This window comes from Streptomyces luteireticuli (genome assembly GCF_041519305.1).
In the GTDB taxonomy this organism is placed as follows: Bacteria; Actinomycetota; Actinomycetes; order Streptomycetales; family Streptomycetaceae; genus Streptomyces; species Streptomyces luteireticuli.
Genome location: NZ_CP167927.1, coordinates 5,363,279 through 5,383,663, shown reverse-complemented (window position 1 = coordinate 5,383,663; position 20,385 = coordinate 5,363,279). Strand labels below are relative to the sequence as shown.

Annotated in this window: 18 protein-coding genes; 9 read left to right on the top strand and 9 right to left on the bottom strand. The window is 71.8% G+C overall.

Annotation, left to right across the window (positions count from 1 at the left end; genetic code table 11):
• Positions 1-96: 96 nt before the first annotated feature.
• The 6 genes from AB8735_RS24185 to AB8735_RS24160 all read right to left on the bottom strand — a co-directional run bounded on the left by AB8735_RS24185 (position 97) and on the right by AB8735_RS24160 (position 6,585).
• Positions 97-837, bottom strand: coding sequence for an ABC transporter permease (locus tag AB8735_RS24185; RefSeq protein WP_344020212.1), 741 nt, complete (start codon positions 835-837; stop codon positions 97-99).
• A complete protein-coding gene (locus AB8735_RS24180) occupies positions 834-1,793 on the bottom strand; it encodes an ABC transporter ATP-binding protein (protein WP_372409349.1) in 960 nt (319 codons plus the stop codon). The genes AB8735_RS24185 and AB8735_RS24180 overlap by 4 nt, the downstream gene beginning before the upstream one ends.
• Before the next feature lie 150 nt (positions 1,794-1,943).
• The gene (locus tag AB8735_RS24175) at positions 1,944-4,700 is read right to left on the bottom strand and encodes a hypothetical protein (RefSeq protein WP_372409347.1); all 2,757 of its coding nucleotides are present in this window, start codon (positions 4,698-4,700) and stop codon (positions 1,944-1,946) included.
• A 229-nt stretch (positions 4,701-4,929) separates the two neighbouring features.
• The gene (locus AB8735_RS24170; protein WP_344020218.1) at positions 4,930-5,310 is read right to left on the bottom strand and encodes a DUF6113 family protein; all 381 of its coding nucleotides are present in this window, start codon (positions 5,308-5,310) and stop codon (positions 4,930-4,932) included.
• Positions 5,304-6,275 (bottom strand): N-acetyl-1-D-myo-inositol-2-amino-2-deoxy-alpha-D-glucopyranoside deacetylase, encoded by a 972-nt coding sequence (mshB, locus tag AB8735_RS24165; protein ID WP_344020220.1) that lies wholly within the window; start codon positions 6,273-6,275, stop codon positions 5,304-5,306. The genes AB8735_RS24170 and mshB overlap by 7 nt, the downstream gene beginning before the upstream one ends.
• A 115-nt stretch (positions 6,276-6,390) precedes the next feature.
• Positions 6,391-6,585 (bottom strand): hypothetical protein, encoded by a 195-nt coding sequence (locus tag AB8735_RS24160; protein ID WP_344020222.1) that lies wholly within the window; start codon positions 6,583-6,585, stop codon positions 6,391-6,393.
• Positions 6,586-6,809: 224 nt separating this feature from the next.
• Between AB8735_RS24160 and AB8735_RS24155 the strand changes: the two genes are divergently transcribed.
• From AB8735_RS24155 to AB8735_RS24130, 6 genes are all read left to right on the top strand, one after another.
• Positions 6,810-8,960 carry an alpha/beta fold hydrolase gene (locus AB8735_RS24155; protein ID WP_372409344.1) on the top strand — a complete coding sequence of 717 codons (2,151 nt, stop codon included), beginning with the start codon at positions 6,810-6,812 and terminating at the stop codon, positions 8,958-8,960.
• Between the two features lie 264 nt (positions 8,961-9,224).
• On the top strand, positions 9,225-10,217 hold the full coding sequence (locus AB8735_RS24150; protein WP_372409342.1) for an ABC transporter permease: 993 nt from the start codon (positions 9,225-9,227) through the stop codon (positions 10,215-10,217).
• Positions 10,218-10,322: 105 nt separating this feature from the next.
• The gene (locus tag AB8735_RS24145; protein ID WP_372409341.1) at positions 10,323-12,143 is read left to right on the top strand and encodes an ABC transporter substrate-binding protein; all 1,821 of its coding nucleotides are present in this window, start codon (positions 10,323-10,325) and stop codon (positions 12,141-12,143) included.
• A 10-nt stretch (positions 12,144-12,153) separates the two neighbouring features.
• The gene (locus tag AB8735_RS24140) at positions 12,154-13,131 is read left to right on the top strand and encodes an ABC transporter permease (protein ID WP_344020230.1); all 978 of its coding nucleotides are present in this window, start codon (positions 12,154-12,156) and stop codon (positions 13,129-13,131) included.
• A 703-nt stretch (positions 13,132-13,834) separates the two neighbouring features.
• Positions 13,835-14,884, top strand: a complete 1,050-nt coding sequence (locus AB8735_RS24135; protein WP_372409339.1) for an ABC transporter ATP-binding protein — start codon at positions 13,835-13,837, stop codon at positions 14,882-14,884.
• The gene (locus tag AB8735_RS24130) at positions 14,877-15,860 is read left to right on the top strand and encodes an ABC transporter ATP-binding protein (protein WP_372409338.1); all 984 of its coding nucleotides are present in this window, start codon (positions 14,877-14,879) and stop codon (positions 15,858-15,860) included. The genes AB8735_RS24135 and AB8735_RS24130 overlap by 8 nt, the downstream gene beginning before the upstream one ends.
• On the opposite strand, the gene AB8735_RS24125 is transcribed toward AB8735_RS24130, so the two are convergent.
• Entirely contained in the window at positions 15,849-16,709 is an 861-nt protein-coding gene (locus tag AB8735_RS24125) for a hypothetical protein (RefSeq protein ID WP_372409337.1), read from the bottom strand. The genes AB8735_RS24130 and AB8735_RS24125 overlap by 12 nt on opposite strands.
• 394 nt (positions 16,710-17,103) lie before the next feature.
• Between AB8735_RS24125 and AB8735_RS24120 the strand changes: the two genes are divergently transcribed.
• The 3 genes from AB8735_RS24120 (at position 17,104) to AB8735_RS24110 (ending at position 18,716) form a co-directional block, all read left to right on the top strand.
• Positions 17,104-17,712, top strand: a complete 609-nt coding sequence (locus tag AB8735_RS24120; RefSeq protein ID WP_372409335.1) for a DUF6232 family protein — start codon at positions 17,104-17,106, stop codon at positions 17,710-17,712.
• Entirely contained in the window at positions 17,709-18,041 is a 333-nt protein-coding gene (locus AB8735_RS24115; protein ID WP_344020240.1) for a hypothetical protein, read from the top strand. Before AB8735_RS24120 ends, AB8735_RS24115 begins: the two co-directional genes overlap by 4 nt.
• A 129-nt stretch (positions 18,042-18,170) precedes the next feature.
• The gene (locus tag AB8735_RS24110) at positions 18,171-18,716 is read left to right on the top strand and encodes a Uma2 family endonuclease (protein WP_372409333.1); all 546 of its coding nucleotides are present in this window, start codon (positions 18,171-18,173) and stop codon (positions 18,714-18,716) included.
• A 49-nt stretch (positions 18,717-18,765) separates the two neighbouring features.
• Here AB8735_RS24110 and AB8735_RS24105 read toward each other — a convergent pair whose 3' ends face one another.
• Positions 18,766-19,800, bottom strand: coding sequence for a hypothetical protein (locus tag AB8735_RS24105; protein WP_372409331.1), 1,035 nt, complete (start codon positions 19,798-19,800; stop codon positions 18,766-18,768).
• The gene (locus AB8735_RS24100) at positions 19,797-20,348 is read right to left on the bottom strand and encodes an RNA polymerase sigma factor (protein WP_344020246.1); all 552 of its coding nucleotides are present in this window, start codon (positions 20,346-20,348) and stop codon (positions 19,797-19,799) included. The genes AB8735_RS24105 and AB8735_RS24100 overlap by 4 nt, the downstream gene beginning before the upstream one ends.
• Positions 20,349-20,385: the final 37 nt, after the last annotated feature.

Genomic DNA, 20,385 nt, shown 5'->3' with positions numbered 1-20,385 from the left:
GACGTAGCCGTTGTCGGCCGCGTCGTCCGTGCCGCCGCCGCCTGTGCCGGTGCTGCCCGTGCCCGTGCGCCCGCCGGTCCCCATGGCTCTCCGTCCTCAGTTCTTGTGGGTGTCCCGGCGGTACAGCCAGGCCGCGGCGCCCGCGAAGAGCACCAGGTAGAGGACGAGGATGGCCGCGTCCTTGGCACCGGGCGCGTCACCGCGCTCGATGGCCTGGCCCAGACCCGCGTAGGCGTGCGTGGGCACATACTCCGCGATCTTCTGGAGCCACTGGGGGAAGGTCGCGGTCGGCATCCACAGACCGCCGAGCATCGACAGGCCGAAGTAGACGACCATCACGATGGGCCGGACCGCGTCGCCCGTGGCGAGGTAGCCGATGGCCACGCCCAGCGCCGCGAAGACGCAGCTGCCGGCCCAGATCACGGCGACCAGGGAGCCCCACTGCCAGGCGTCGAGCCGGACGCCCTTGGCGACCGCGGCGACGAGGAAGACGACCAGGATGGACGGCAGCGACACCACGGCGGCCGAGGCGACCTTCGCCGTCACATAGCCGCGGCCCGGCAGCGCGGTCAGCCGCAGCTGGCGCACCCAGCCCTTCTCGCGCTCCTTGGCTATCCGCTCGGCGTTGCCGATGAGGACGGAGGTGATCGCGCCGAAGGTGGCCATGGAGACCATGTAGATGACCGGGAAGGTCAGCCCGGTGTCACCGATCTTGTCGGTGTCCTTGGCGCCGGCCGCGATCAGCAGGTAGAGCGCGGCCGGGTAGAGCACCGAGAAGAACATGAACTTCTTGTTGCGCAGGGTGCGGGCGATTTCGAGCTGGATCAGGGTCTTCATCGGGAGGCCGACTCCTCGGCGGCCGCGGCGTCGGTGATGGCGATGAACGCCTGCTCCAGGCCCAGCCCCGCGACCTCCAGGTTGCGGGGGTAGAGGCCGAGGCCGTAGAGCGCGTGGACGGTGGCGTCGGCGTCGCGCGACTGGATGCGCACGGTGCGGCCGGAGACCTCGACGGAGGTCAGGTGCGGCAGACCGCGCACCGCCTCCGCCGGGATCTCGCCGTCCAGGTCGAAGACGATCCGGCGGGCGCCGGCCCGGGCCTTGATCTCGGCGGCCGAGCCGTCGGCGAGGACCCGGCCGCGGTGCAGCACGACCACACGGTCGGCTATCGCGTCGGCCTCCTCCAGATAGTGGGTGGCGAAGAGGACCGCGCGGCCCGCGTCCGCCTGCCGGCGCATCGCGCTCCAGAACGCCTGACGCGCCGTCACATCCATGCCGGTGGTGGGCTCGTCGAGCACGATGAGCTCGTTCTCCCCGGCCGTCGCGAGGGCGAAGCGCACCCGCTGCTCCTGGCCCCCGGAGAGCTTGTTGACCAGACGATCGGCGATCTCGGTGATGCCGGCCTGCTCCATGACCTGCTCCACGGAGTACGCCCGGGGGTGCAAGTCACAGGCCAGGCGGACCAGTTCGCGGACCTTCACCTCCTCCATCAGGCCGCCGCTCTGCAGCATGGCGCCCACCTTGCCCTCCTGCACGGCCTGTTGCGGCGCCATGCCGAAGAGCTCGACGAGGCCAGCGTCCGGGCGGCTCAGCCCGAGCAGCAGGTCGAGGGTGGAGGACTTGCCCGCGCCGTTGGGGCCGAGCAGGGCGACGGTCTCGCCCGGGTAGAGGTGCAGGTCGAGATCGGCCACGGCCCGTACCGTGCCGAAGGTCTTGCTGACGTTCGCGAAGCTGACGACGGGAGCGACTCCCGTGCGCCGGCCGTCCCCCGTGAACGTCGTCGTGGTGATGGTCATGGATCCATGGTCGCCGACCGGGCCGCGGCCGGGCAGTGTCGGCCGTCGTCGGAAGACCATGACAGATGTCATGCCCGGCATGACACCCGGCATGACAGAGGAGGTCCCGTGCCGGGCAGCGGCACGGGACCCCCTCACGCTCCGGGCGGATCAGCCCTTCGTCTTGATGACGCCCACGCGCTCCGCCGGCGTCTTGCCGCGCAGCGCCTTGCCGAGGGCACCCGCGACGTCCTGCGGGGTGACCGGCGTCTTCGTACCGTTCCCGCGCTCGATGAGCACCCCGTTGAACTTGCTGCCGTAGAGGGACTTGAGCACGTCGAGGTTGTAGCTCTCGACGAGCTTGCCGTTGACCTCCTTGACCGAGAGGATCTTCGGCAGCGAGATGTCCGGACCGAACGGGATCGAGTGGAACGGATCCGTCTGGATCGTCACCCGCCCCGACATCGCCGGCTTGGCGAACTCCTCCATCATCCGGTCGACCTCGGCGTTGTCCACCTTCGGCTGCTGGTTCGCGCTGGGCAGCGCGACCGGCGCCGCCGTGCCGCTCTCCGCACGCGCGCGGTACGCGTCCGCGACCGCCTTGACCGCCTTGCCGGTGTCGATCCCCTGGTACGGCTTGCCGTAGACCGCCACGGCCTTGCCCGGCTTGAACAGGATCGTCCCGTCCTTGGCCCCGCCGGCCTCGCCCGACAGCGCCTTGAGCGCGGCCGCGACCTTCTCCTCGTCGACGATCACCGTCGGCTCGGCGGTGCGGCTGCTGCCGACGAGCGAGCCGACGACGGTGACGGGGTTGTAGTCCCGGCCGGACACCGAACGGACGGTCTCCTGGGTGTCGATGGACAGGCCCGCCACGGACGGCTTGAGCTCCGCCTGCTTGCCGGCGATCGTCACCTTCAGCGGCGCGTTCGCCCGGTCGCCGAGCTTGGCGTCGAGCTTCTGCACGGCCTGCTCCTTGGAGCTGCCGCCGATGTCGACGCCCAGCACGGTGGTGCCCTGCGGCACGTCCGAGTGGTTCATGACCAGGCCGGCGCCGTAGGCCACACCCGCCAGGACGATCACGCCGCCGGCGAGCAGGACGACCTTGGAGCGGCCCTTCTTCTTGGGCGCGGCCTTGGCCGCGGCCTTCGGGGCAGGCTTCGCCGCGGGCTTCGGCACACCGGACGGGGCGCCCTGCGCCACGGGCGGCTTGGGAACGGCGGAGCCGCCGCCCGACTTGGGCCTGGGCACGGCGACGCGCGGGGCGCCGGCGTCCACCGGCTTCTTCGGCCCGCCGGGGCCGGGCACCGGCGGCATGCCGCTGACCAGCGTCTCGGCCGCGGGATCGCCGGGGCGCTGGGCCTTCGGAGCGTTCGGGGCCTTCGGGCCGCCCTGGGCACCGCCCTTGGGGCCGCCCTTCTTTTTCTTCCCCTGCTGAGCGGTCTTGCCCTGCTGAACGGCCCCGCCCTGCGGCGCGCCCGGACCGGGCGGCGGCACGACCGGGGTGCCCGCGTGCGGGGTGTCCGTACGCCCGCCGGCCTGGCCGCCCACGGGGAACGGCAGCCGGGGGCCCTGCCGGCCCTGGTCCGCGCCGGGCGCGGGGAACTGCTGGGTGGTCTCGGGCGCACCCGGACCGTTCCACTGCGCGGCGCCCGGCGCCTGCGGCGCGGCGCCGCCGGTCAGGGCGTCGGCGGTCCACGGCGCGCCCGCGCCGCCGCCCTGGCCCTGCGGGCCGGCGAAGGGGTCGCCGGGCAGAGGCATGGAGGCGGTGGTGGAGGGGTCGCCGGGGACGGGAGTGCTGCCGGTGGTCGACATGGAGCCGCCCGGCAGGGGCGTGGTGCCCGTCGTCGACATCGCACCGCCGGGGACGGGCCCCTGGCCCGTCGCCCCCGGGCCGCCCGGCCACGGCGCGGCGGCCCCCGCCGCAGGGCCCTGCGGTCCGGCGAACGGGTCGTTCGGGACGGGCATCGCGCCGGTGGTGGACGAATCGTTCGGCAGGTACGGGGCACCACCCTGCATCGGGCCGCCCTGCAGAGGACCGCCCTGCATCGGGCCGCCCTGTACGGGACCGCCCTGTATCGGGCCGCCGGGCAGGGGTGTCGTACCGGTCGTCGACGGGGACGGAGAAAGACCGCCGGGGCCCTGCCCCGGGGCGGCGGCCGCGTCGCCCGGCCAGGGCTCGGCCCGCCGGGCGGCCCGCCGGGCCCTCGCACTGCCGGGACCACCGGACACACCAGGCGCACCGGGACCACCGGCGACGGGACCGCCGGAGAAGGGCGCACCGCCCTGCCCGCCCGGCCGCGGGGCGTTCGCACCGGCCATCGGGTTCGCGCCGGCGGCCGGGTTCGGGCCCTGGGCCGTCATCGGGTCGCCCGGCAGGGGCGGGTGCGGAGCGGCTCCGCCACCCGCGAGGTCGCGCGGGCCGTGCCCGGCGCCGGGCGCGCCCGGCCCCTGCTGCGGCGTACGGCGCGGCAGGCCCCCGGACGGATTGCCACCGGGCGGATTGCCACCGGGCACCGCGCCACCGGCCATGGCACCACCGGGCGCACCGCCACCGGTCGGTGTACCGCCGGGCGGCGTCGCCGAGGCGCCCGCCGACTTGCGGGGTGCGAACCAGTCGCTGGTCTTCTCGGCCGGGCGCTCGGCCTCCGGCGCGGGTGCGGGCGCGGCGGCCGCGGGCCGCTCGCGCTCCGCGCGCGGCGCGCCGTCGGCGTCGGACGCCTCGTCACCGACGGGCGTCCGCATGACGACCGGCGGGATGGGACGCGAGCCCGGGATGTTGATGCGGATCCGGGTCGTCAGCGTGGTCTCGGTCTTCGGCGCGTCCGGTGTGCCGTCGCCCGTGGGCCCGTACGGCGGGGTGCCCGAGGGGTACGCGGCGCCTCCGCGCCCCTGGGGCCCGGAGGACGGACTGTCAGATTCACGGCTCAAAGCAGATTCTCCCGGTTACTCTCCGCCGCCCTCTGACCTCACTGGGGTCGCCCATGCCCACGGTCAGGGGGGCTCGGCGGCGGCACCACCATACTGGGCACCGCGGATACGCACTTGACGACCGCCGCATACCCCCGGGGACGGGGAGCGCGACGTACGTCCGCGCGTCATTCACGGGCCGAGCGACATCAGGGAAATGTCCGGCGAATCACCGGACAAAACAGTCGTCTCACCCGTCAAGTCGGTCGACGGGACGCCCCGGTTGCGGCTTTTTCGCGAGGGTGGCGCAGATCACAGCGACGGTCATCCCGCCCAGCATGAAGACATAGGAGCCGATGCCGGCCTCGAAAAGGAAGTCGCCCTCGGGGCGGTTGAGCGAGAGCATCAGCACGGCGAGCAGCCAGCCGACGCCGCCCGCGGCACCCCCGGACCGGCCCGCCAGCACCGCACCGCCGTAGCACAGACCGGCGACGCCCAGCAGGGCGAGCAGCAACCCGCCCGGGGACCAGCCCGCTTGCACCAGCGAACCCGCGACGCCGACCAGGAACCCCAGGACGACGAGGCCCAGATGGGCGGCGAGCTTCCCCGCGGTGAGCGTCCCCGTCAGCATGCGCCCTCCTCGGCTCCCGTACCGGCGGTCCCGGTCCCGCCGTTGCCGACGGATCCGTCGCCGACGGCTCCGGTGCCGACGCCCGCGAAGAGGTCGTCCTCGCGCCCCGGCCCGCCCGCCCGGCCGCGGACGAGCTTGTAGAACTCCTCCGCGAACAGCGGCTGGCCCAGCGCGTTGGAGAGCGCGAAGAAGTGGCCGTCCACCACCACCTGGGTGGCATGCGCCCGCATCGCCGCCGCCTTCGCGGCCACGTAGGGAGCGGTGCGCGGAGCGGCCGTCACTTCCTCGTCGGGCACGACGCCCGGGACGTCGTCGAGGGCGGCGACGCCGGGGAACGGTACGGCGGCACCCGTCGCGGCCGCCTCCTCCAGCCGGGCGAAGCCGTGCTCCACGACCGAGCGCGGCACGCAGTTCCAGTAGACCTTGGCGACTTCGTACGGGTCCCCGAGGTCCCGGCGGAAGGCCGTCTCCGCGGCCAGCTCCACCGCGCGCATCGCGACGCGGTGCGCCTGGATGTGGTCGGGGTGCCCATAGCCGCCGTCCGGGTCGTAGGTGACCAGGACCTGCGGGCGCACCTCGCGGATCACCTCGACGAGGTACGTGGCGGCCTCGTCGACGTCGGCCCGCCAGAAGCACTCCGGCCGTTCGTTCTGCGGGGCGCCCATCATCCCGGAGTCGCGGTAGCGCCCGGCGCCGCCGAGGAACCGGTGGTCGGTGACGCCCAGCTCCTTCATCGCGGCGGCCAGTTCGCCCGTGCGGTGGCCGCCCAGGGCGTCGTCCCGGTCCGCGGCCAGATGGGCCAGGCCGGGCGGGATCACCTCGCCCTCCTCGCCGAGGGTGCAGGTCACCAGCGTGACGAGGGCGCCCTCGGCGGCGTACTTGGCCATGGTCGCGCCGTTGTTGATCGATTCGTCGTCCGGGTGCGCGTGCACCAGGAGCAGCCGGCGGCCTGGAAGGTCGGTCATGAAGGACAGCCTACGAGCCGGGCGGCCCGCCCGGGGAGCCGCCCGCGACGCGCCCCCGCACCAGGGGCACCCGTCAGAACCCGGAAGGCCCCCCGCCAAAACGCGGGGGCCCCCGTCAGAACCGGATGCCGCCGATCATCGCCGTGATGCTCTTGGTGAACTGGTTGAGCGTGGGAGCCACGGTCGAGCTGGCGAGGTAGAACCCCAGCAGGATGCAGATGGCGGCGTGGCCCGCTTTCAGTCCCGACTTCCGGCACAGCAGGATGACGATGATCGCCAGCAGCACCACCGCCGAAATCGAGAGTGCCACAGCGGTTCACCTCCAGGGACGCGGTCGAACGGACGGCAGGACGGACGACGCGCGCATGCCCGGAGGCACACGGGCGAGTCACGGAAGACTTACCCACTATGCGTGAGCGATCATAACTTTCCGCGCGCGCCCATGACTCGGTGCACGGGAGCAAACCCGGGGCGCACGGCGACTTCTCGCCGACCCCCGCACCGGCCCATGGGACACGCCCTAGGCTCGCCCGTATGACCGGTCAGCTCTCCTTCCCCCGCCAGTACGCCCGGACGCAGCGCTACTCCCTCGGCGCACCACGGTCGTTCACCGTGGCACCGGACGGCTCGCGCGTCGTCTTCCTGCGCTCCCGTTCCGGCACCGACCGCTCCCACGCGCTGTGGGTGCTCGACCTCGACGACGGCCGCACCCGCCCGGCGGCCGACCCGGACGCCCTGTTGGGCGGCGCGCAGGAGGAGTTGTCCGCCGAGGAGCGCGCGCGGCGCGAACGCACCCGGGAGGGTTCGGCGGGCGTGGTGGGCTATGCGGTCGACGCGGCCTGCGAGTTGGCGGCGTTCACCCTCTCGGGACGGCTGTTCGTGGCGGAGCTGCGCGGCGGCACCACCGCCGAACTCCCCGTCCCCGGGCCGGTGGCGGACCCCCGACCGGCACCCGACGGGCGGCACGTCGCCTACGTGGCGGACGGCGCGCTGCGCGTGGTGGCGGCCGACGGCACCGGCGACCGGGTGCTGGCCCGGCCCGAGGCCCCCGAGGTGACCTGGGGGCTGGCCGAGTTCGCCGCCGCGGAGGAGATGGACCGGCACCGCGGCTTCTGGTGGTCCCCCGCGGGCGATGCCCTGCTCGCCGCCCGGGTGGACGACCGGCCCGTGCGGCGCTGGTGGATCGCCGACCCCGCCAACCCCGCGAGCGCCCCGGCCGAGGTCGCCTACCCGGCCGCCGGGACGCCGAACGCCGAGGTGACACTGGCCCTGCTGGGCCTGGACGGCTCGCGCACCGACATCGACTGGGACCGCGCCCGCTTCCCCTACCTGGCCCGCGTCCACTGGTCGGCCGGCGGCCCGCCGCTGCTGCTGGTGCAGGCGCGCGACCAGCGCACCCAGGTCTGTCTGGAGGTGAACACCGCCACCGGCGCCACCCGTGCGCTCCACACGGAGGAGGACCCGGCGAATTGGCTTGAACTGTTCCCCGGTGTGCCCGCGTGGACGCCGGACGGCCGACTGGTGCGGGTGGCGGACGAGGGCGGTGCCCGGGTGCTCGTGGTGGGCGACCGGGCCCTGACGGGACCGGAGTTGTTCGTCCACGCCGTCCTGGACGTCGCCGACGACGACGTCCTCGTCTCCGCCTCCGCCGGACCCGCGGCGGCCGATCCGGAGACCGGCGAGTCCCATGTCTACCGCGTCAACGAGCGTGGCGTCGAACGGATTTCGCACCGCCCGGGGCGGCACTCCGCGGTGCGCGGCGGCACCGTGACCGTCCTCGTGTCGGCCGCGGCGGAGCGGCCCGGCACGGAGACGGTGGTGCTCCGCGACGGCGACGGCAAGGGTGACGAGAAGCCCGTCGCCACCGTGGCCTCGCTCGCCGAGCAGCCGGTACTGACGGCCCGTCCGCGGTTCGTCCGGGCGGGCGCGCGCCGCATCCCCGGCGCCGTACTGCTGCCCTCCGGATACCGGGACGGCGACGGCCCGTTGCCCGTCCTCATGGACCCCTACGGCGGTCCGCACGGCGCCCGCGTGGTGGCCGCGCAGCAGGCCCATCTGACCTCGCAGTGGTTCGCCGACCAGGGCTTCGCCGTGATCGTCGCCGACGGGCGCGGGACCCCGCACACCTCCCCGGAATGGGTGAAGGCGGTCCGCGACGACTTCGCCGGCGCCACCCTCGACGACCAGGTCGAGGCGCTGCGGGCGCTGGCGGACGACTATCCGCTGGACCTGGACCGGGTCGCCATCCGCGGCTGGTCGTACGGCGGTTACCTCGCGGCGCTCGCCGTGCTGCGCCGCCCCGACGTCTTCCACGCGGGCATCGCGGGCGCCCCGGTGACCGACTGGCGGCTGTACGACACCCACTACACCGAGCGCTATCTGGGCCTGCCGGACGAGCAGCCGGACGTTTACGAGCGCAACTCCCTTGTCGGCGAACGGGGCTTGACGGACGCCGCCGCGCAGCACCGGCCCCTGATGGTCATCCACGGCCTGGCCGACGACAACGTGGTCGCCGCGCACACCCTGCGGCTCTCCTCCGCGCTGCTGGCCGCCGGCCGCCCGCACGAGGTGCTGCCGCTGTCGGGGGTGACGCATATGACCCCGCAGGAACAGGTGGCCGAGAACCTGCTCCTGCTCCAGGTGGACTTCCTCCGGCGGTCCCTGGCCAAGGATCCGGCCGAGTGACGACCGGGGCTCCCACCGGGTGACGGTCAAGGCTCCCACCGGGTGACGAAGGGTCGCGGCGTGCACGACCGGCTGTCAAGCACGCCGCCACCTCGATCCGCACAACCTTCGCTCAAGATGCGTCAATCCGTGGCATCGTCCACGGCAGCCCCCTTGACTGCACGGTAACGCCATTGCGACAGTCCCGTGCAACCCGGTGTGTTCGACGGATCACTCCCGGGCGCACCGGAAGGTCCACCGGAGACATGGCGGGGGCTGTACGCGATGACGAGTCCTTCCCTGACCGCCGAGAACGCGGTCGCCGCGCGCCCCGGGCCCCCCGCGGGCCGCTCGCCCGGCCAGTTGATGTGGCGGCGCTTCAGACGCGACCGCGCGGGGGTCGTCTCCGCCTGTGTGGTCGTCGTCTTCTTTCTCGTCGCCCTCGCGGCGCCACTGATCTCGGCGGTGTACGGGAAGGATCCGTACACCACCTACGGTCTCGACGAGGGCGGTCTGCTCAACGAGTTCGGCTATCCGGTCGCCCCCAACGGGGGGATGTCCGGGCGCTTCTGGTTCGGCGTCGAGCCGACCCTGGGCCGGGACGTGCTGACCCAGCTCGTCTACGGCATCCGCACCTCGCTCCTGATCGCCGCCGCGGCCACCGTGCTGTGCGTGCTGACCGGGATCCTCGTCGGGGTGACGGCCGGCTACGCGGGCGGACGGACCGACTACTTCCTGGGCCGGTTCATCGATCTCCTGCTCGCCTTTCCCCAGCAGTTGTCGTTCGTCGCGTTCACCCCGGTGGTCTACTCGCTGTTCGTCAGCCCGGGGAAGGAGACGCCCACCTATCTGAGGGTGATCACGCTCATCATCGTGCTGTGGCTGCTGGGCTGGATGGGCCTGGCGCGACTGCTGCGCGGGCAGGTACTGAGCCTGCGGGAGCGGGAGTTCGTGGAGGCGGCCAAGGTGACCGGGGCCTCGACGTGGCGCATCATCACCCGGGAGCTGCTGCCCAACCTGTGGACGCCGATCCTGGTCCAGGCCACCCTGATGCTGCCCGCGCTGGTGACCGCCGAGGCCGGGCTGTCCTTCATCGGGGTCGGCATCGTCGAGCCCACTCCCGACTGGGGGCGGATGTTCGCCAACGGGGCCAAGTACTACGAGAGCGACATCACGTACATCTTCTTCCCCGGGATCGCCATGATCCTCTTCGTGGTGGCCTTCAACCTCCTCGGGGACTCCGTCCGGGACGCCTTCGACCCCCGGACCAAGCGCTGAGCACGCCCGGTTGAGCACGCCCGGCCGAGCACGGCCGGCCGAGCACGGCCGGCCGAGCACGACCCGCCCCGTACGTCCCCCTCCTCGGACAGGCAGGTGCCTCCCATGCTTCCGACGCATCCGACGCTTCCCACGACACCGTTCCGGCGGAGAGGCCACTGCGCCGCGGTCGCGCTGGCCGCCGGCGCCCTGGTCCTCACCGCGTGCAGCAGCGGCGGCGGGGGCGGGGGCGGCGGTACGAAGAGCGAGGGGCCCGCCTCCGACAAGAACGTGTCCTCCAACTACACGCTGGGCACGGCCGCCGACTCCAAGGGCCCCGCGCCCGATTCCCCCGGCGCCAAGAAGGGCGGCACGGTCACCGTCCTCCAGCGGGACGCCTTCCACCACCTGGACCCCGGGCAGATCTACTACGCCGACATGCTCGCCAATCAGATGCTCTACAACCGCACCCTCACCTCGTACAAGATCGACGAGAAGGGCCGGGTCAAGCTGGTCGGCGACCTCGCCACGGACATCGGGACCCCGTCCGACGGCGGGCGGACCTGGAAGTTCACGCTCAAGGACGGGATCAAGTTCGAGGACGGCTCCCCGATCACGTCCAAGGACATCCGCTGGGGCATCGAGCGGCTCTACGCCTCCTTCGAGACCGACGGCCCGCAGTACATCCAGCAGTGGCTCTCCGGCGAGGGCACCACCTACCGCAAGGCGCTGCCCGACGGGCCGTACGACGGGAAGCATCTGCCGTCCTCGGTGCTGGACACCCCGGACGACAAGACCGTCGTCTTCCACTTCCGGCAGCCGCACGCGGACGCCCCGTTCGCCACCGCGATGCCCAGCATCGGTCCGGTCAAGGCCGAGAAGGACGGCAGGCAGAAGTACGACAACGCCCCCTTCTCCAGCGGCCCTTACAAGGTCGGCGACTACAAGGTCGGCAAGTCCCTCACCCTCGTCCGCAACGAGCACTGGGACCCCGCGACCGACCCCGTCCGCCACCAGTACGCCGACCGCTTCGAGATCAGCTTCGGGCACCAGCTCGGCGACTCCACCCGCCGCCTCCTGGCCGGCCAGGGCAACGACAGGAACGGCATGTCCCTCTCCAACGCCGTCGCCCCGGAGATGACCGAGAAGGTGCTGAGCGATCCGGGCACCAAGGCCCGGCGCTTCGACGAGATCCAGCCCTATCTGGACGTCATGACGATCAACAACGACCGGATCAAGGACGTCAGGGTGCGCAAGGCCCTCGCCTACGCCATGCCCAACGCGCAGATCGTCCAGCAGATGGGCGGCGCCACGGCGGCCCAGCTGGCCACCAACCTCGTTCCCCCCTCCATCGACGGGTACCGGCCGACCGACCCGTTCGGCAAGAAGGCCAAGCCCAACGGCGATCCGGAGAAGGCGAGGGCGCTGCTCAAGGAGGCCGGCAAGGAGGGCCAGGAGATCGTCTACGCCTACGCCAACACCGACGTCCAGCAGAAGGTCTCGGTCGTCGTCGCCCAGGCGCTGGAGCGGGCGGGCTTCAAGGTGCAGAAGAAGGAGGTCGACTCCAACAACTGGGCCAGCGCGATCGGCGAGGTGAAGAACGGGTTCGACATCTACCGCACCAGCTGGGGCGCGGACTGGCCGGTCGCCTCGACCGTCGTCCCGCCGCTCTACGACGGCCGGGTGATCTCCGACGGCTCCCAGAACTACTCCCACCACAACAACCCCGCCGTCAATACCGAGATCGACCGCATCAACGCGATCCCCGATGTGAAGAAGGCGGCGCCCGAGTGGCAGAAGCTGGCCGACCGGATCCTCACGGAGGACGTCCCGGTCGTGCCCACCTTCGCCAACCTCCAGTTCTCGCTGTGGGGTCCGAACCTCGGCGGGGTCAAGTACATGCCGGTCTACGGCACTCCCGACCCGACCGGCGTCTTCGTGAAGTGACCTGCCGCCCATGCTGAGATTCCTGGCCCGCCGCTCCGCCGGCGCCCTCGTCATCATCCTGCTGATCAGCGCGATCACATTCTTCCTCTTCTTCGCGCTGCCGTCCCAGCCGGCCCTGATGTCCTGCGGCAAGAACTGCACACCGGACTCCCTGGCCGTCATCAACAAGAACCTGGGCCTCGACGACCCCGTACCCGTCCAGTACTGGCACTACATCGTCGGCATCTTCGCCGGCCGGGACCTCACCGTCGGGCACTGCCCCGCACCCTGCCTCGGCTACTCCTTCTCCAACCAGCAGCCGGTCTGGGACACGATCGTGGACCGCTTCCCGACCACTCTGTCGATCACGCTGGGCGCGGCCGTGGTCTTCCTCGTCGTCGGCGTCGGCCTCGGGATGATCGCCGCCGCGTTCCGGGGCACCTGGATCGACAAGCTCTTCAGCTCGCTGTCCCTGCTGGGGAATTCGCTCCAGGTGTACTTCGTCGGCGTCGTCGCCCTGGCCGTCCTCGTCAGCGGGCTGCACTGGCTCGACAACCCGGAGTACCACCCGATCACCGACGACCCGGTGAAGTGGTTCACCGGAATGATCATCCCCTGGCTGGTCCTCTCCATCATCTTCATCGCCAACTACACCAGGATGACGCGCTCCCAGATGATCGAGCAGCTGACGGAGGACCATGTGCGGACGGCCCGCGCCAAGGGCCTGTCCCGTCGGACGGTCTTCTTCCGCTACGCCTGGCGCGGAGCACTGACGCCGATCGTCACCCTCTTCGGCATCGACCTCGGCTCGCTCTTCGGCGGCGCGATCATCACGGAGTTCACGTTTAGCCTGCATGGGCTGGGGAGGCTGGCGGTGACGTCGGTGAGCGAGACGGATCTGCCGACGTTGATGGCGGTGATGTTGGTGGGGTGTACGGGGATTGTGGTGGCGAACATTGTGGTCGATGCGGCGTATGCGCTGATCGATCCGCGGGTGCGGTTGGGGTAGGGGTGGGGAGGTTGCCCCTGGCCCGCCCTTTCACCGTTTCTTCCGGGCTCCGCCCGGGGCCCGTTGCGGGGCTCCGCCCCTGCGCCCCACCGGGGGCTCCGCCCCCTGGTCCCCCGCTTCGGGGCTGTGCCTCCTGGCCCCGCGCCGCGCTGCGCGCGGGCCCCGTTGCGGGGCTCCGCCCCGGACCCCGCAACCGCGCTTCGCGCGGTTGTCCTCAAACGCCGGACGGGCTGAAGTGCCTGGTCGGCGCTGGGGACTTCGGCCGAAGGGCTATGCGGGGCGCCGGGAGCGCAGCCCCGCCGGGAGCAGCGGAGTGCGGTTACCGCTCCCGGATGCGGCCCCGGAAGGGGACAGGGGCACAGCCCCGGTCAACGCGGCGCAGCCGCGTTACGGGCCCGGGCCACAGCCCCCTTACGGGTCCCGTTACGGGTCCGGGGCGCAGCCCCGAAGCGGGGACCGGGACGCGCGCCCCCGAAGCAGAGGCCAGGAGGCGCGGCACCAAAGCGGGGGACCAGGACGCGCAGCCCCAAAGCGGGGGGCCAGGGGGCGGAGCCCCCGGTGGGGTGCAGGGGCGAAGCCCCGCCCACCGCGGCGGAGCCGCGGTGTCGGGCCCGGGGCGCAGCCCCGGAAGAAACGGTGAAAGGGCGGGACCGGGGCACCCCACACCCCCACCGCAACCACCCACCCACCCACGGAGGCCAACATGACCACAACAACACCCCCCTTCCTCTCCCTCCACGACCTCCACGTCCACTTCCCCACCGACGACGGCGTCGTCAAGGCCGTCGACGGCCTCACCCTCGAACTCCCCCGCCGCAGAACCCTCGGCATCGTCGGCGAGTCCGGCTCCGGCAAGTCCGTCACCTCCCTCGCCGTCCTCGGCCTCCACGACCCCCGGTCCACCCGCATCACCGGCGAAATCCGCCTCGACGACCAGGAGTTGACGAAGGCCCCCGAGTCGACCCTCGAAAAACTCCGGGGCGCCAAGATGGCCATGGTCTTCCAGGACTCGCTCACCGCCCTCTCCCCCTACTACACCGTCGGCCGCCAGATCGCGGAGCCGTTCCGCAAGCACACCGGCGCCTCCCGCCACGACGCCCGCCTGAGGGCGATCGAGATGCTGGAGAAGGTCGGCATCCCCCACCCCGCCCGCCGCGTGGACGACTACCCGCACCAGTTCTCCGGCGGCATGCGCCAGCGCGCCATGATCGCCATGGCCCTGGTCTGCGACCCCGAACTCCTCATCGCCGACGAACCGACCACCGCCCTCGACGTCACCGTCCAGGCCCAGATCCTCGACCTCCTCAAGGACCTCCAGCAGCAGACGGGTTCGGCGATCGTCCTCATCACCCACGACCTCGGCGTCGTCGCGAACACCGTGGACGACCTCCTGGTGATGTACGCGGGCCGGGCGGTCGAGTACGGACCGGTCCGCGACGTCCTCGACTCCCCCCGCCACCCCTACACCTGGGGACTCCTCGCCTCCATGCCCCGCCTCACCTCCGACGTGACCAGACCCCTCACCCCCATCCCTGGCGCCCCACCGAGCCTGCTGTCCCCGCCCCCGGGCTGCCCGTTCCACCCACGCTGCGCGTACACCTCCCACGTCGACGGCGACCGCTGCCGCACCGAGCGCCCGGAGCTGCCGAAGGGCCGTGGTGCGGCCTGCCACCTGGGTACGGCACGCGCCCGCGCACTGTTCGCCGGAGCCAGTGCCAGCACCGGCACCGGCCAGGAGGCGGACCATGAGTGACGAACTCCTCGTGGCCGAGGGCCTGGTGAAGCACTTCCCCGTCCTCGGCGGCTTCCCGATCCGCCGCCGCGTCGGCGCGGTCCGCGCCGTGGACGGCATCGACCTGACCGTCCGCGCCGGCGAGAGCTTCGGGCTCGTCGGCGAGTCCGGCTGCGGCAAGTCCACCACGGGCCGCCTCCTGACCCGCCTCCTGGAACCCACCGCCGGCCGGATCGCCTACCGGGGCGAGGACATCACCCACGCGCACCGCAAGCAACTCGCCCCGATCCGCTCCGAGATCCAGATGATCTTCCAGGACCCATATGCGTCCCTCAACCCCCGCCAGACCGTGGGGCGGATCGTCTCCGGACCGATGGAGATCAACGGCATCCGCCCGCCCGGCGGGCGCGAGGCCCGCGTCCGGGAGCTGCTGGACACCGTCGGGCTCAGCCCGGAGCACTACAACCGCTTCCCGCACGAGTTCTCCGGCGGCCAGCGCCAGCGCATCGGCATCGCCCGCGCGCTCGCCCTCGAACCGCGGATCATCGTCGCGGACGAACCGGTCTCGGCACTGGACGTCTCGATCCAGGCCCAAGTCGTCAACCTTCTACGGGCGTTGCAGCAGGACCTCGGCATCGCCTTCCTCTTCATCGCCCACGACCTTGCCGTCGTACGGCACTTCTCGCAGCGCGTGGCCGTGATGTACCTCGGCAGGATCGTCGAGACGGGCGCCCGCGAGGACATCTACGAACGCCCCCGCCACCCGTACACCCACGCCCTGCTGTCCTCCGTCCCCGGGACGGAGGACAACCGCGACCGCATCCGCCTCACCGGCGACGTCCCCTCCCCCGTGGACCCCCCGTCCGGCTGCCGCTTCCGCACCCGCTGCTGGAAGGCCCAGGCCAAATGCGCCACCGAGGAGCCGCCCCTGACCCGCGCCGACGGCAGCCGCGAAGGCCACCTCTCCGCCTGCCACTTCCCGGAATCAGCGGACTGAGGAGCGCCCTTGCCTGCTGAGGGACCGGAGTTCACCGACGAGTGCGTGGACGTCCTCGGCCGCCCTGCCGCAGGTGTCGCGCCGGGAAGGGGCCTCGCCACGGCAGGCGGAGCAGATGCCGCCGGGGATCGATTCCGCAGTGCCGGGATCGCGGCAGACCATGCATTCGAGCAGCATGAGCGGGCGGCGGCGGGCCGGGGGCTCGACCACCTCGGGCGGCAGCTTGTCGACGAGCCGACGCCGGACGAACCCTCCCGCGTGATGCACACCGCCGGACGGCAGCCCGGAGGCCAGGATCCGCACGAACTCCGCATCGGATACGCCTCGTTCGCACCACTTCTCCACGAGCGGCGCGAGGGCCGCGCAATCGGCGGCGGACAAGGTCAGGCGGGGCTCGGTGCGCCCGAGGGAGGCAAGCAGGCGGTAGGCGTGGGAGCGACCACGGACCGGCGCCTGCACAGGAGCCGGTCCGGGCTCCCGTTCCGTCCCGCACCCACCCGAGGGGATGTCCCCCTTCCGCACCGCCTCCCACCACGCGTCGTCGCGCGGCGTCCGCGAGAAGAACGTCCGCGTCACCCAACGCATGCTTCCGTCATCACTCTTGAGGTGGACGAGGAAGCGCCGAAGATGACCGGCCTCGGTCAGGCGTCGCAAGGCCGAGAGGCAGGCGGCCTGCCCGTAACCGGCAACCTGATCGCCCAGCGACTTCCCGTCGATGGCCGCCCCCTCGGGCAGCCGGTCGACGAACCGGGCGATCTGGGCCTCCCGCTTCGGGAGGTGGGCGAAGTCGTCTCTGTGGCGCGGCCCTTGATCGGGCGCACACCGCTTGCCGTACCCGGGCCGGGCCATACGGGGGGCGTGCGCGGGAAGCGGAGCGGGACTAGGGTAGGCGTCAGCCATCGGGATCGTCTCCAATTACGCGCGATCTCGTAGGTCAGACCCCGGACCCGGTGTTCGTAGCACCGACCGGGGTCGTCTTGTTGCTGCGCACGCTAGGCCCTGGCGACGGAGCGCCGCAACCCGACTACGGAACGCGAAATCCCCGTGGTATACGCGCGACTTGGGGAGGGAGGGTGGGTCTGACGACCCACCATTCCTTTGGGAAGCGCTCGGATCCCGGCCCCCGGATCCCGGAACGCAAGCGCCGTGCATACGACTTGCGCCCGCCTCCCCCTCACCCCCTAATGGTTGTCCACCCGGCAACACCACATTCACCCGGCCCACCACAGAAGTTGGACGACGGATGACGACAACAGAGTCGAAGGGCTTCCCGGAGAACGCCCCGCCCTTACCCGACCGGCCACCACGGCTCGTCAGCAACATCGACCTGCGGGTCAGCAAAAGACTGCTGTGGGTGGGCCGGGCCGCCTACCCGCTGGAGAACATCGCGCGGGTCCACACCTTCACCCTCCACCCCAAGCGCAAGGAAGCCACCGTGCGCTTCCTGAAGAACGTCGCGATCACGCTCACGGCGGCGATCGCCCTCACGGTCATCGGCGGCGCCACGTCGCTCTCGAACGAGAGCGTGGGCGGCGGCATCATCACCTTCGTCTGGATCGGCGCCCTGGCCGCGCTGATCGCCTTCACCGTGCAGCTGCTGTCCGTCCTGACGGCCGCCTCCCACTACGTCCTGTCCATCGAGACGTCCGGCCCGTCCACCGCCGTGGTCACCAGCACGAACCCGCACCACCTGGACCAGCTCGTCGGCCGGATCTCCCACGCGATCGAGAACCCCGGCACCGAATTCCAGGTGACGGTGGAGAGCATCATGGTCAACCCGAAGAGCTACTACTTCGGGGACAACGTCAACATGTACGGCGGCACGGGCAACGTGGGGATGGCGAGCCGATGAGCGGCGACCACTACTACTTCGGCGACAACGTCACTATGCACGGCGGCACGGGCAACACCGGCATCATCAAGAACCAGCCGACAGCAACACCCCCCACCCTCCAGCCCGCCGTCGAGGAACTCCTCCGACTCGTCGAGGAACTCCGCCCCGCCCTCCCGCCCGCGAGCACCCGGACCCTCGACGACACCCTCCCGGACCTCACCGCCCAGCCCCCGGAGCGCCACCGGGCCCTGCTGGCCATCGCCGGTATCGCCGCGACGGCCGGGACGATCGGCCAGCCCGTCCTGGAGGCGGTCAACAGGATCCTGGAGCTGCTGGGCGCGGGGTAGGACAGCCGAGCAGTTTGCTGCCCCTGCCATCCGGGATGGCAGGGGCAGCAAACTGCGGCCTGTGCCAAGATTGACCGACGGAGGTACCGCCCAGCGACAAGCGAATCAGGCCGTGAGGACATCGTACAAGTGAACCGTCGCCACTTTGAATTGCTCGAAGCCGCTCGCCGCGCCCTTCCAGAAGGCTTCAAAACAGAACTGTCCGGCGACATCATCGTCATGCAGGCTTCGCCGTCAGCCCTTCACCAGCTCAACTTGAGCAAGATTCGAAGGCAGTTCGACGGTCACACACCGACCGGATACATCGACTCGGGAAACACAGACCTCGAATCACCGCAGACGGCCAAGGTCCGGAACCCGGACCTGACCTACCTGCCCGAAGCCGCCATGACGACCATGGAGAGCAGTGTCCCCGCCGAGCTTGCCCTGATCGCCATCGAGATCGTCTCGCCGTCGAATCCGGAGAACGACTGGGTCGGCAAGCTTCGGGACTATCCCTTGATGGGGATCCCCCTGTACCTGATCGTCGACGCGCGGCAGAAGAATGTCACGCTGTTCAGCGAGCCCGAAAACGGCCGGTACCGGTTGCGCGAAGAGGCTGCCTTCGGCGAAGCCGTCCACATTCCGGAGCCCTTCGGATTCGCCCTCGACACAAGCACGCTCCAGCCGTATTGAGCGCTGTGGCCGCTTCCGGGAAGCGGATCGCTCCCGGAAGCGGGTCCCCTCACCCGGCCGAGGGTTTCCCACCCGGCGCAGGACTCCCCGACGAGCGGCGTCCCGCCGTCGGCGACGGCTTCGGCACCTCCCAGGCGGGTGCGAGTTCGATGTAGCTGGTCTGGCTCGCGAGCTCCCCCTTCCGGAGCTTCACCGTCCCCCAGGGCTGGGAGTCGCGCCCCGCCGTGTCCCGGGACTCCACCGCGCGGAACGTATCGGTTTCGACGATCAGCCTTCTGCGCCAGCCGTCCCATTCGATCTCGACGGCGGTCCCGACACGCGAGGTCATCTCGGACTTGCCCCCTGTCGTCACCCGCACCCCAGGGATGTCGGTGAGAACCTTGAACAGCGCCTTCCGGAGCGGGAGTCCGGCGGGCGACCGGGAGAGCAGATCCTCGATGCCGTTGAAGAGGCCCTGCCTGGCGTCCGCGCCGGTGGCCTTCCCCACGAGCCGGTTCCGCAGCGCCGCCGGATCGGTGGGCAGCTTCTCAAGGTCATCCCATGAGACGGGCTGGTCGCAGACCTTGAAGGTCATCGGTTCGCTCATCGGCAAATCCTTGATGGGGCCGTCGGGGGTGGTCCGGGACCTCACGGTCATTCGGCCCAGCCATTCGGTCTCCTCCCACGTCAGCGCGGCCCCCCCCTTGTGGTACGCCCGCTCGTAATGGAACGTCCGAACCTTCCAGTACGGCGCCGTCTCCGCCCGCTCCCGCACCGCCGTCCGCTGCGTCGCCGGGGAGCCCTGCACGCCCCCGGAGTCCGACCACGGCTGGAACGCGGCGCCCAGCGCGACCGCCACGACCGCCGCCGCCGAGACGAGCACCGGCATCCGCCGCCGCCACTTCCGCACCGGGACCACCGCGGCCACCGGCTCCCGTTCGAGCTCGACGCTCTCCACCGGGGCCTCCGTCGGCCCGGCCGCGGCCTGCCGCACTGCAGCCAGCGCCGCGGCGATCACGTCCGGCGAGGGAGGCGCGACCCGGCCCGCGGACCGCAACCGGTCCGCGCCGGGGAAGTCGAGGATGTCCTTCTCATTCCCGGTCATGCGGGTTCTCCTGTCAGGGAAAGCGAAACGGACGGGCCGAGCGCCGTGCGCAGGCGCGTACGCGCCCGGTGCAGCCGGGAGCGGGCCGTGCCCGCGGGGACGCCGACGACGGCCGCGGCCTCGGTGGGGCTGAGCTGCTCCCACGCCACGAGGAGGAGGAGCTCCCGCTCCACGGCGGGCAGCTCGGCCAGGGTCCGGCGCATCAGCGGCGCGACCGCCGCCGCGTCCAGCCGCCGGTCGACGGCATGCCAGGGGTCGCTGCTCGTCTCCTCGGGGAGGGCGGCGGGCTGCTCCCGCCCGCGCCAGTGCGCGGCGAGCACATTGCGGGCCACACCGAAGAGCCACGCCCGGACCGGCCCCCGGTCCGCGTCGTACGTGCCGCGCCCCGCGTACGCCCGCAGCCACGCCTCGGCCAGCAGGTCGTCCGCGGCCCCGGGGGCCCGGCGCGCGAAGTAGCCGTGCAGCGCGGCCGAATGGCGCTCCACGAGCGGTTCGAAGGCCGACGCGTCCGTTCCGGAGCGCGCCAGCAGTTCCTCGTCCGTCGCCACGGACCTCCCCTTCCCCGGGCCGCGCCTTTCGCGGCCC